General features: G+C 74.1%; 8 protein-coding genes. All 8 read left to right on the top strand.

Features of this window, described 5'->3' with window-relative positions; genetic code table 11:
* A partial coding sequence (locus tag HZS56_RS35465; RefSeq protein ID WP_216724923.1) for a HAMP domain-containing hybrid sensor histidine kinase/response regulator occupies positions 1–3,591 on the top strand: 3,591 nt, incomplete at its 5' end.
* A 421-nt stretch (positions 3,592–4,012) separates the two neighbouring features.
* On the top strand, positions 4,013–6,391 hold the full coding sequence (locus tag HZS56_RS35460) for a SpoIIE family protein phosphatase (RefSeq protein ID WP_253915432.1): 2,379 nt from the start codon (positions 4,013–4,015) through the stop codon (positions 6,389–6,391).
* A gap of 120 nt (positions 6,392–6,511) precedes the next feature.
* Positions 6,512–6,904, top strand: a complete 393-nt coding sequence (locus HZS56_RS35455; RefSeq protein WP_216724922.1) for an STAS domain-containing protein — start codon at positions 6,512–6,514, stop codon at positions 6,902–6,904.
* Positions 6,905–7,064: 160 nt separating this feature from the next.
* Complete coding sequence (locus tag HZS56_RS35450) at positions 7,065–7,970, top strand: STAS domain-containing protein (RefSeq protein ID WP_216724921.1); 906 nt, start codon at positions 7,065–7,067, stop codon at positions 7,968–7,970.
* Complete coding sequence (locus tag HZS56_RS35445; RefSeq protein ID WP_216724920.1) at positions 7,967–8,398, top strand: STAS domain-containing protein; 432 nt, start codon at positions 7,967–7,969, stop codon at positions 8,396–8,398. Before HZS56_RS35450 ends, HZS56_RS35445 begins: the two co-directional genes overlap by 4 nt.
* Positions 8,398–8,838, top strand: coding sequence for an anti-sigma regulatory factor (locus HZS56_RS35440; protein ID WP_216724919.1), 441 nt, complete (start codon positions 8,398–8,400; stop codon positions 8,836–8,838). The genes HZS56_RS35445 and HZS56_RS35440 overlap by 1 nt, the downstream gene beginning before the upstream one ends.
* Positions 8,838–9,902, top strand: coding sequence for an ATP-binding SpoIIE family protein phosphatase (locus HZS56_RS35435; protein WP_216724918.1), 1,065 nt, complete (start codon positions 8,838–8,840; stop codon positions 9,900–9,902). The genes HZS56_RS35440 and HZS56_RS35435 overlap by 1 nt, the downstream gene beginning before the upstream one ends.
* Positions 9,899–11,632: a PP2C family protein-serine/threonine phosphatase gene (locus HZS56_RS35430; protein ID WP_216724917.1), complete on the top strand. Its 1,734-nt coding sequence runs from the start codon at positions 9,899–9,901 to the stop codon at positions 11,630–11,632. The genes HZS56_RS35435 and HZS56_RS35430 overlap by 4 nt, the downstream gene beginning before the upstream one ends.
* Positions 11,633–11,748: the final 116 nt, after the last annotated feature.

The following is an 11,748-nucleotide window of genomic DNA, read 5'->3' as shown; positions in this document are numbered from 1 at the left end:
GAGATCCTGGAGCTGAAGAACACCATCAACACGATGGTCGACCAGCTCTCCGCCTTCGCCGACGAGGTCACCCGCGTCGCCCGCGAGGTCGGCACGGACGGCCGGCTCGGCGGGCAGGCCGACGTCAAGGGCGTCAGGGGCACCTGGCGGGACCTCACCGACTCGGTGAACTTCATGGCGGGAAACCTCACCAACCAGGTGCGCAACGTCGCCCAGGTGGCGACCGCCGTGGCCAAGGGCGACCTCTCCCAGAAGATCACCGTGGACGCGCGCGGCGAGATCCTGGAGCTGAAGAACACCATCAACACGATGGTCGACCAGCTCTCCGCCTTCGCCGACGAGGTCACCCGCGTCGCCCGCGAGGTGGGCACGGCCGGGAACCTGGGCGGGCAGGCCCGGGTGCGGGGGGTGTCGGGCACCTGGAAGGACCTCACCGACAACGTCAACGTGATGGCGTCGAACCTGACCGGGCAGGTCCGTTCCATCGCCCAGGTGGCCAGTGCCGTGGGGCGGGGCGACCTGTCGCAGCGGATCACCGTCGACGCGAAGGGCGAGGTCGCCGCGCTGGCCGACGTGATCAACACGATGGTCGACACGCTCTCGGCGTTCGCCGGCGAGGTCACCCGGGTGGCCCGCGAGGTCGGCACCGACGGGCGCCTGGGCGGCCAGGCGAACGTGCCGAACGTCGCCGGCACCTGGAAGGACCTGACCGACAACGTCAACTCGATGGCCAACAACCTCACCAACCAGGTGCGCAACATCGCTCTGGTGACGACCGCGGTGGCCCTGGGCGACCTCTCGAAGAAGATCGACGTCGACGCACGCGGCGAGATCCTCGAACTGAAGACGACGATCAACACGATGGTCGACCAGCTCTCCGCCTTCGCCGACGAGGTCACCCGCGTCGCCCGCGAGGTCGGCACCGAGGGCCGGCTCGGGGGCCAGGCCGAGGTGGAGGGCGTCTCCGGCACCTGGAAGCGCCTCACGGAGAACGTCAACGAGCTGGCCGGGAACCTCACCCGCCAGGTCCGCGCGATCGCCGAGGTCACCTCCGCGGTGGCCGAGGGCGACCTGACCCGCTCGGTGAACGTGGTGGCGTCCGGCGAGGTCGCCGAGCTCAAGGACAACATCAACGCCATGGTGGAGTCGCTGCGCGAGACCACGCGGGCCAACCAGGAGCAGGACTGGCTCAAGACCAACCTCGCCCGCATCTCCGGCCTGATGCAGGGGCACCGGGACCTGCCCGTGGTCGCCGAGCTGATCATGGACGAGCTGGTGCCGCTGGTGTCGGCCCAGTACGGCGCCTTCTACCTGGCCGAGGAGGGGGCGGACGGTCCGGAGCTGCGGCTGGTCGGCTCGTACGGCTACCCGGAGCACACGGCCAGGCCGACCCGTATCGCCTTCGGCCGCACCCTGGTCGGCCAGGCCGCGCGCAGCCGGCGCACCATCCTGGTGGACGAGCTGCCGCCGGGCTACCTGACGGTCTCCTCCGGGCTCGGCGAGGTGGTGCCGGCCGCGCTGGTGCTGCTGCCCATCGTCGTCGAGGGGCAGGTCCTCGGGGTCATCGAACTGGCCTCGGTCGCGCCGTTCACGCAGATCAACCGGGACTTCCTGGAGCTGCTGATGGAGACCATCGGCGTGAACGTCAACACGATCGTGGCAAACGCCCGCACCGACGAACTCCTCGCCGAGTCGCAGCGCCTGACCGCCGAGCTGCGGGCCCGTTCCGCGGAGCTGCAGGTGCAGCAGGACGAACTCCAGCACTCGAACGCGGAGCTGGAGGACAAGGCGTCGCTGCTCGCCACGCAGAACCGGGACATCGAGGCGAAGAACCTGCAGATCGAACAGGCCCGGCAGGAGCTGGAGGCCCGGGCGCAGCAGCTGTCGCTGGCCTCGAAGTACAAGTCGGAGTTCCTGGCCAACATGAGCCACGAACTGCGCACACCGCTCAACAGCCTGCTCATCCTGGCGCAGCTGCTGGCTCAGAACCCCTCGCGCAACCTCACCCCGAAGCAGGTCGAGTACGCGGGGATCATCCACTCCGCGGGCTCGGACCTGCTGCAGCTGATCAACGACATCCTGGACCTGTCGAAGGTCGAGGCGGGGAAGATGGACGTCGCCCCCGAGCGGGTGACGCTGCGGCAGCTCATCGAGTACGTCGAGGCGACCTTCCGGCCGATGACGAGCCAGAAGGGCCTGGAGTTCACGGTGACGACGGCCCCCGGGGCGCCCGCGGACCTGCTGACGGACGACTCCCGGCTGCGTCAGGTACTGCGCAACCTGCTGTCCAACGCGGTGAAGTTCACCGAGCGCGGCGCAGTGGAGCTGTCCGTGGAGCCGGCACCGGACGACGAGGTGCCCGGGGGCGTCGTGCGGGGCGGCGCCGTGGTGGCCTTCCGGGTGAAGGACTCGGGCATCGGCATCCCCGAGCAGAACCTGGAGTCGATCTTCGGCGCCTTCCAGCAGGCGGACGGCACGACGAGTCGCAGGTACGGCGGCACGGGGCTCGGCCTGTCCATCACGCGGGAGATCGCCCAGCTGCTGGGCGGCGCCGTCACGGTGGACAGCACGCCCGACCGGGGCAGCACCTTCACGCTGTTCCTGCCGGTGTCGCGGCCCGAGTTCGAGGAGCTGCTGGCCCACGGTCCCCAGCGGGTGCCGGCCGAGGAGTCCGCCGACGTCCCCGACCGGCCGGTACCGGTGCCCGCGCCGGCCGGGGACCACCGGCGGCGTCCGCGGCGGCTGCTCGTCGTGGAGGAGCGCCCGCGCGGTCTGCTGACGCTCGTCGCGGAGAGCGTGGTCGCCGATCTGTCGCACGGGCGGGACGACGCCGACGACCGGCCACCGCTCGACGTCATCACGGCCGTCGGTGCGCAGGAGGCCGCCGGCGCGCTGGCCGCCGAGCCGTGCCACTGCGTCGTGCTGGAACTGGGCATGCCGGACGAGGAGGCGTCCCGCTTCCTGCACGCGCTGCGGGGCGACTCGGCGCTGTCGAGCGTGCCGGTGCTGGTGCACAGCGGTCACCGCGTGGACGCGGCCCTGGAGGAGAGCCTGCGCTCGGACGCGGCGGGCGGGGCGATGGAGTTCCTGTCCAGCCTCGACGAGCTGCGCGAGCGCATCGCCCTGCACCTGGCGGCCGAGGAACCCGGCGATGTGCCGGTCCTGGTCGGGGCGGGGGAGCAACCGCGCCCGGATCCGGAGTCCGGGCAGGCGCCGCCGACCGGGCGCACGGTCCTGGTCGTCGACGACGACGCGCGCAACCTCTTCGCGCTCAGCGGCATCCTGGAGCTGCAGGGTTACCGGGTCCTCCACGCGGAGAACGGCCGCCGCGGCATCGAGACGCTGACGAACCATCCGGAGGTCGCGCTCGTCCTGATGGACGTGATGATGCCGGAGATGGACGGCTACGCGGCGACGGCGGAGATCCGCCGGATGCCGCGGTACGCCGAGCTGCCGATCATCGCGGTGACGGCGAAGGCGATGCCGGGCGACCGCGAGAAGAGCCTCGCCTCGGGCGCCAGCGACTACGTCACCAAGCCCGTCGACACCCGGGACCTCGTCGCCTGCGTCCGACGGTGGCTGCCCGCATGAGCGCGCCGGCCTCCGCGCCGCACCGGGCACTCCCGTCGCACCGCGCCGCGGTCCTCGACCGGGGGGCGTGCCCGGCATGAGCGCCTCCGAACACCCCGACGACCCGGCCCGCACACCGCCCGGCACAATCGGCGCGGCGCCCCCTCCGGCCGTCCCGCCGGCGGGGGCCGGCCCGTCTCCGGACACCCCGGACGCCCCGCCGCACGCCTCCGACACCCCGCCGCGCACACCGCGGGACTCGGCCGACGCAGCGGACAACCCGACCGGCACCCCGCCGGACCCGGCCGCCGCAGCACGGGAGGCGGACGACGGGGCAGGGGCCTCGGCCGGGAGGGCTCGGGCTGCGGCCGCGTCGGCGTCGGCCGCGCCCGGTCCGCGGCGGAGCTGCGCGGTCGACGGGCCGGACGCCGGGCTGCGCGGCATGACCCCGATGTCGCCCGTGGGCAGGCTGGCGGCCACGGTCGACCGGCTCAGCCGCGAGGTACGGGCCGCCCAGGCGGAGGCCGAGGGCCGGGCGCTGATCGAGATGGCCAAGGGCGTCCTGGTGGCCCGGCTCGGCTGCGGCCCCGCGCAGGCCTCCCGGCAGCTCACCGAGCTGGCCGCACAGTCCGGGGCGACGTCCCTGGAGTTCGCGGTCGACGTCATCAACCAGGCCGCCCGGGACCGGATGTCGGAGGTGACGGAGGCGTTCCTCGCCGCCACCGCCGCCGTACGGGCCGCGGACACCGAGGACGGTTCCGGGACCGGGGAGGCCGGGGAGCAGGGCGGCGGGTCGGCCGCCGTGCGCCTGCGGGCCGCCGAGAGCGGCGCACTGGCCGCCGACGACACCCAGTCCGTGGCCGACGCGCTCCTCGAACAGGCGCTGCGCCCGCTCGGGGCGGCCGCGGTGGCCATCTGGGCGGCCGGTCACGACGGTTCGCTCACCCTCGCCGGCAGCGCCGGGTTCCCTCCGGCCGAGGCGGCCCGCTGGCGCTACGTCCCGCCGGACGTGGCGACGGTGGCCCGGTGCGGACTGGACGAACGCTCGGGGCAATGGTTCGCGTCCCTCGGCGAGACGGGCCTGCCCAGTGTGGGACGGCACCAGTACCCGGACGGCGGCAGGGTCGCCGTGCCCGCCGGCACCGGGGGCCGCATCCACGGCGTGCTGGAGATCGCCTGGCCGGTGCCGCTGGCCCCGCAGCCGCCGCAGGTGGTCCGCCAGGTCGAGGCGCTGGCGGAGCTGTGCGCGCACACGCTGGAGTCGTACGACCCGCCGCCCGGCGCCGGCCGGGAACCCCGGGTCGTGCCGGACGCCGTGGAGCTGATGGACCTGGCCGACGGCCTGTACGACCCCGCCCTGGTGCTGGTGCCGCACCTGGACGCCGACGGCCACCTGGCGGACTTCCGCATCCAGCACGTGAACAAGAGCTTCCTGGACCCGGCGGGCCGCCCGCGTGCCGTCGTGGGCGGTGCGCTGCTCCTGGAGGCCTATCCGATGGCCGCCGGGGACAGCGAGCTGTACCGGAACGTGGAACGGGTGTACGCCACGGGCGAGCCGTTCCGGGCCCGGCGCCTGAACCTGACCGCGCTGGTGGACCAGGTGGCGCTGTCGGCGGTCGCGGACATCAGCATCAGCCGGCACGGCAACGCGGTGCTGCTGATCTGGCGCATCGAGGACGAGACGGCCAGGCTGGCCAGCCTGCTCCAGCACGCCCAGCGCCTCGGCCGCATCGGCGGTTTCGAGGAGAACCTGCTCACCGGCGAGATCACCTGGAACGGGCAGCTGTTCGACCTGTACGGTCGCCCGCAGGCCGGTACGCCGGTGCCGCTGGAGGAGCTGGCCGCGCACGCCCATCCGGACGACGCCGTCGCCATCGGCCGGTTCCTGCGCACACTGCTGCACCACCGGCGGCCGGCGTCCGCGGGGTTCCGGCTGCAGCGGCCGGACGGGGTGACCCGGCACGTGCGGGCGGTGGCCGAGCCGGTACTCGACACGGACGACCGCCTGCTCGCGGTGCGGGGTGCCTACCAGGACATCTCGTCCCAGCACTGGACGGAGGTCGCGCTCGCCGCGACGCGCGACCAGCTGGCGCACACCGAGCAGCAGGCCATCGAGGGCGCCCGGCTGACCCTGCAGTTGCAGCACGCCATCATGCCGCCCGCCCAGACCCCGCTGAAGGTGCCGGACCTCCAGGTCGCCGTCCGGTACCGGCCCGCGGAGACGGAGCAGTTGGTGGGGGGCGACTGGTACGACGCCGTGATGCTGCCGAACGGGCTGGTCCTGCTGTGCGTCGGGGACGTGTCCGGGCACGGGATAGAGGCCGCGACCAGCATGGTGGTGCTGCGCAACGCGCTGCGCGGCCTGGCGGTGACCGGAGCCGGGCCCGGCCAGCTGCTGTCCTGGCTGAACATGGTGGCGCACCATCTGACCGGCGGGGTCACCGCCACCGCGGTGTGCGGTCTGTACGACCCGGCCCGGCGCACGCTGCGCTGGGCCAGGGCGGGTCATCTGCCGCCGGTGCTGGTGCGGGGCCCGGGGGCGGAGCCGCTGCCGCTGGTGCGGGGCATGCTGCTGGGAGCGGTGGCGGAGGAGTCGTACGAGGAGGCCGAGGTGCAGCTGGCCGACGCGGACACGCTGCTGATGTACACCGACGGCCTGATCGAGCGGCGCGACCGTCCGGTGGAGGAGGCGCTGGCCCAGCTGCTGAGCACCGTCCGTCCGGCGCCCGGCACCCTGGACCAGCATCTGGACCGGCTGCTGACCTACAGCCGGTCGGACACCGACGACGACACGTGTCTCGTGGGGATCCGGGTGGGGTGAACGGGCGGCACCGGAACTGCTTCACTCACCGCGGGTGTGGACCCGGGTTTCGGGGGTAACCGCCCGGCGCGGTGGGCCACACGACGGCCCGCCGCGCAGCCGCGTTTGTTGGAGGTACACGTGCCCATAGCCCAGAACCCGCTGTCCGTCGAGGTGACGCTGGAGCGCGAGGAGGTCGCGCTGCTCAAGGTGGAGGGCTACCTGGACGTCGACACCGCTACCGAACTCCAGCACCATCTGGCCAACCAGCTCCACCACGGCAGGCGGCACTTCCTGCTGGACCTGTCCGGGGTGCCGTTCATGGACTCGTCCGGCATGAACATCGTCCTGCGGGTCTACCAGGAGGTCCGTGAGCTGCCCGGCAGCGTGCACATCATCTCGCCCGCCCCGGCGGTGCTGCGTGTCCTGGACCTGACGGGGGTGAGCATCACCGTGCCGGTGTCGGACAGCGTCGAGGAGGCGCTCGCGCGCGTCGACGCGGAACCGGAGGGCCCGCGGACGCCGGAGGCCTGAGGGGCCGCCGGCCCCGCCGCCCGCCGCCCGGCCGGTGGCGCGGGAGCCGGTGTCGTACGAGGTCGGCGGGTGGTTACAGTGGTCGCCCGGCGGGGTCACGCAGCCGGCACGTCGCCTCGTGGGGGGGTGTGCGGCACAACGCGGATGAGGAGTGGAACAGGTGCCGGAACAGGCGGAGTCGACGGCGGGATCGCCGGCGTTCGAGATCAGGGACTTCCTGCGGCGTCGCCGCGAGCAGATCGCCCAGCGGTGGGCGGACGAGCCCTTGTTCCGGGCCGTGTTCACTGTCTCGCGCGACGAGGCGGTGGAGGCCGGCAAGGCCGTGGTGGACGCGCTGGCCCAGGTCGCCGACGCGGCACGGGTCGAGGACCCGGACGCCGCGGGGTTCACGACGGTGCGGGAGCAGCTGGCGCGGATGGGCACGGCCCGCTCACGTGCCGGTCTGAGCGCCGCGCAGGTGTCGAGCGAGCTGGCCGCGCTGCGCCCGCCGGTCGAGAACCTGCTGCTCGCCGACCTGCCGGACGCACCGGCCGAGCACACCCGGGCCTGTGTCACCACCTTGAGCGTGCTGATGGGCACCCTGCGGGTGGTGGTGATGCAGACGGCGCTCAGCGAGGGCCAGGCGCTCATCGACCGGCAGCGGCTGCAGCTGCTCGAGGTGGCCACTCCGGTGATCAAGCTGTGGGACGGCATCGTGGCCGTTCCGCTGATCGGCACCCTGGACAGTGCCCGCAGCCAGGTGGTGATGGAGACACTGCTGGAGTCCATCGTGGAGCAGCAGGCGCGCTACGCGATCCTGGACATCACCGGTGTCCCCACGGTCGACTCGCTGGTGGCCCAGCACCTGATGAAGACGGTCGCGGCGGCCCGGCTGATGGGCGCCGAGTGCATCGTCTCGGGCATCCGGCCGGCGATCGCGCAGACGATGGTCCACCTCGGTCTCGACCTGGGCACCGTGGTCACCCGGGCGAGCCTCGCCGACGCGCTGGGCTACGTGCTGCACCAGCTGGGTGTGGGCATCGTGACGCCCGGCGCGAACGGCACGAACGGTGCGGTCGCGCGGTGAGCCAGGCGTTTCCCGGGCCCCACGGGGCCCCGGTGGCAGGGCACGTTCCGGTGCTCCGGCTCGGCGAGGTGCTGCTGGTCACCCTCCAGGGGGATCTGCACGACAGCACGGCGCAGCAGCTCCAGGACGATCTCGCCGAGACGATCGTGCACAGCGGCGCCACCGGCGTGATCATCGACATCTCCGGTGTGGAGATCGTCGACTCCTTCCTCGGCCGGGTCCTGGCCGAGATCGCGGGGCAGACCGATCTGCTGGCCGCGCGGACCGTGGTGGTCGGCATGCGGCCGGCGGTGGCCATCACGCTGGTGGAGCTGGGCCTGACGCTGCCCGGCGTGCACACCGCGCTCAGTACCGAGGTGGCCATGGAGCTGCTCACGGGGCAGGCCCCGTCGTCCCGCTTCGGCGGCCTGCGCCAGGAGCGTTTGTGATGCACACTGCCGCGGGCTCCCAGGCCCGCCTGCCGATCCGTTCGGACATGGATCTGGTGTGGGTGCGACAACATGTGCGGCAGAGCGCGGCCCAGCTCGGCTTCGGCCTGGTCGACCAGACGAAGCTGGTCACCGCGGCCAGCGAGCTGGCCCGCAACACGCTCGTGTACGGCGGTGGCGGCACCATGGAGACGGAGCCGCTGACCGAGGGGGCGACGCACGGGCTGCGGCTGACCTTCAGCGACGAGGGGCCCGGCATCCCCGATCTGGAGCAGGCGCTCAGCGACGGGTTCACCTCGGGCGAGGGCCTCGGGATGGGGCTGGGCGGCGCGCGGCGCCTGGTGCACGAGTTCTCCATCGACAGCTCCCCCGGTGCCGGTACGACGGTGCGGGTGACGTCGTGGGTGGGTCGGCCGCCGCGTCCGCGCGAGGAGGCCTGATGCCCCGCGTGTGGGACGTACCGGTGCACGACTCGACCCGGGTGCGCGACGCCAGGGTGGCGGCGGAGCACGCGGCGGTCCTGGCCGGCCTCGACGAACGGCGCACCGCGACCGCGTCGCTGGTGGCGACCGAGCTGGCCACCAACCTGCTCAAGCACGCCGGGGGCGGCACGGTCCTCATCGACGTCGTCGCCCCGCCCGTCCTCGCCGCGGGCCACGACGGCGCCCTTCTCGTGCAGGTCGCCACGGTCGACCACGGTCCGGGGATCGCGGACGTGCCGGCCGCGCTGCGCGACGGTTTCACCACCACGGGCTCGCTGGGTGCCGGTCTGGGCACCTGCGCGCGCCTCGCCGACGACTTCGACCTGCACAGCGTCCCGGGCCGCGGCACCGTCGTCGTCGCCCGGGTCGGCACCGCCCCCGGCGGCCCGGCGGCGGACCGGGGTCCGGCGGCCGGAGTGCGGGCCGGTGCGGTGAACGTCCCGTTCGGCGGCGCCGACTACTCGGGCGACGCCTGGGCGTGGGTACGGGCCGGGGACGTCGTCTCGCTGATGCTGGCCGACGGGCTGGGCCACGGCCCGGAGGCGGCCCGCGCCTCGACCGCCGCCGTGGAGGCGCTCGGCGGCGCGGCCCACCTCGCGCCCGCCGAGGCGCTGCGGCGGCTGGACACGGCGCTGAGCGGCACCCGTGGCGCGGCCGTCGCCGTGGCCCAGGTCGACACGCGGGCGGGGGTGCTCAGGTTCGCCGGCGTCGGCAACATCGGGGCACGGCTGTGCGAGGGCGGCACCTGGCGGCATCTGGTGTCCCGGCCCGGCATCGTCGGCACCCACCGGCCGGCGACCCTGCGCGACCAGGAGGCGGTCTGGGCGGACGACCGGGTGCTGGTGCTGCACAGCGACGGTCTGCCGAGCCGCTGGTCGCCCACGGCCGAGACGTGCCGCACGACGACCGACCCGGCGGTGACCGCCGCCGTCACGATCCGTGACGCCAGCAGTCCGGCCCGGCCGGTGCGGGACGACACCGCCGTCGCCGTACTGGCCCCGACCCCGCCGGACGGCCCATGACCCGTACCTGGCAGATCGCCGACGTCACCGACGCCGTGCGGGCGCGGCTCGCCACCGCGCGCCTGGCCGCGGCCTGCGGAGTGCCGCCCCTGGAGCGCACGCGGCTGACGGCCTCGCTCGGCGCGCAGCTGCGGCTGTGTCTGGCCAAGGGCGGCGTGTGGCGGCTCACCCTGGAGACGGGCACGGTCTCGCCCGCTCCGCCGGAGGCCGCCCGCAACGTGCTGCACGCCGTGGTGACGCCGTCGCTCGACGACGCCGCCGCCGGTCAGCCGCCGTGGCGGGTCACGGTGCCGTGTCCCGAGACGGTGCCGGACGCCGGTGCCGACGTCGCGGGCGACGACCCGCAGGCGCTGGCGGAGGCGCTGCTGGGCGCCGACGAGGACACGGCTCTGGTGCTGGAGCGGCTCACCGAGCAGGAGGGGCTGGTCGACTTCCACCGGGAGGAGCTGCAGCAGACGAACCAGGGCGTGGTGGCACTGCACGCCGAACTGGACGCGGCCGGGCGGGCCCAGCGGGAGGCGTTCGCGGCCGAGCGCACGGCGCGCACGGAGGCGGAGAACGCCCGGCGCAGGCTGACGTTCCTGGCGGACGCGAGCGCGGTGCTGACGGCGTCCCTCGACCACCACGAGATCGTGCGCCGGCTGCCGGGGCTGCTGGTTCCCGAGTACGCGGCCAGTGTCGACGTCTGGCTGTTCGACCAGGAGGGCGAGCGTCCGGGCCCGGCCCATCCGGCCGCCGCCGTGGCCGCGGCCCGCACCGGGCGGCCGCAGTACGCCGCGGCGCAGCCGGGCGGCCTGCCCGGCGTCGACGACCAGCCGCCCTCGCCGCTGGGCCCGGACCGTCCGCTGCTGTGCATCCCGCTGCCGACCCGGCAGGCGCCGCTGGGCGTGGTGACCCTGTCCCCGCCGGGGGAACCCTGGGACCCGGACGACGCCGTCATGCTCGTCGAGCTGACGCGCCGGGCCAGCACCGCCATCGACCACGCCCAGCGCTACCAGCACAACCGCGACATCGCCGAGACCCTGCAGCGGGCCCTGCTTACGGAGCTGCCCGCGCCGCCCGGGCTCGCCCTGGCGGCGCGCTATCTGCCGGCCACCCATGGCCTGAACATCGGCGGCGACTGGTACGACGCGTTCCGCCAGCCCGACGGCGGGGTCATCGCGGTGGTCGGCGACGTCACCGGGCACGGGCTGCGGGCGGCGGTGATGATGAGTCAGCTGCGGACCGCGCTGCGGGCGTACGCCGTCGACGGCGGCAGCCCCGGACGGCTGCTGACCCGGCTGCACACCTTCCTGCACCACCTGCAGCCCGACCTGTTCGCCACCGCGGTCATCGCGCGCTTCCATCCCGACGACCCCACGATGACGTGGGCGGCGGCCGGTCATCCGCCGCCGGTGCTGCGCACGCCGGACGGGCGGGTGCGGACGCTGGACGCCAAGCCCGGCGCGATGCTCGGGATCCCGCTGCGGCAGGAGATCGCCGACCACACGGTGCCGCTGGCGCCGGGCACCACGCTCGCGCTGTACACGGACGGCCTGGTGGAGCGCCGGGCCCAGGGCATAGACCCCGGCATCGCCCGGCTCGCACACGCCCTCGGGTCGTTCGCGCCGCCGGAACTGGAGACGGATCTGGAGGGTTCGGCGGACGGGATCCTGCGTCCGCTGCTCAGCGACTCCGAGCGGGACGACGACGTGTGCCTGCTCCTGTGCCACTTCCGCGGCCCGGCCTGAGCCGACCGGCGCCCCGGTCTCCCCCGCCCCGAGCCCACCGGCCGGGCATGGTGGTGATCAGGACGGGTCGCCTGCCTGCCGCACCCGGCTGGCCACAAGGGCTCGGGCGCGATGGG

Origin of the sequence: Streptomyces mayonensis (assembly GCF_018982965.1) — a bacterium.
Lineage (GTDB): Bacteria > Actinomycetota > Actinomycetes > Streptomycetales > Streptomycetaceae > Streptomyces > Streptomyces mayonensis.
This window is presented reverse-complemented; position numbering and strand designations above follow the sequence as displayed.

Excerpts from the sequence above, each read along its gene's own strand:
- HZS56_RS35460 (WP_253915432.1), top strand. The coding sequence starts at position 4,013 with ATGACCCCGATGTCGCCCGTGGGCAGGCTGGCGGCCACGGTCGACCGG.
- HZS56_RS35440 (WP_216724919.1), top strand. The coding sequence starts at position 8,398 with ATGCACACTGCCGCGGGCTCCCAGGCCCGCCTGCCGATCCGTTCGGAC.
- HZS56_RS35435 (WP_216724918.1), top strand. The coding sequence starts at position 8,838 with ATGCCCCGCGTGTGGGACGTACCGGTGCACGACTCGACCCGGGTGCGC.
- HZS56_RS35430 (WP_216724917.1), top strand. The coding sequence starts at position 9,899 with ATGACCCGTACCTGGCAGATCGCCGACGTCACCGACGCCGTGCGGGCG.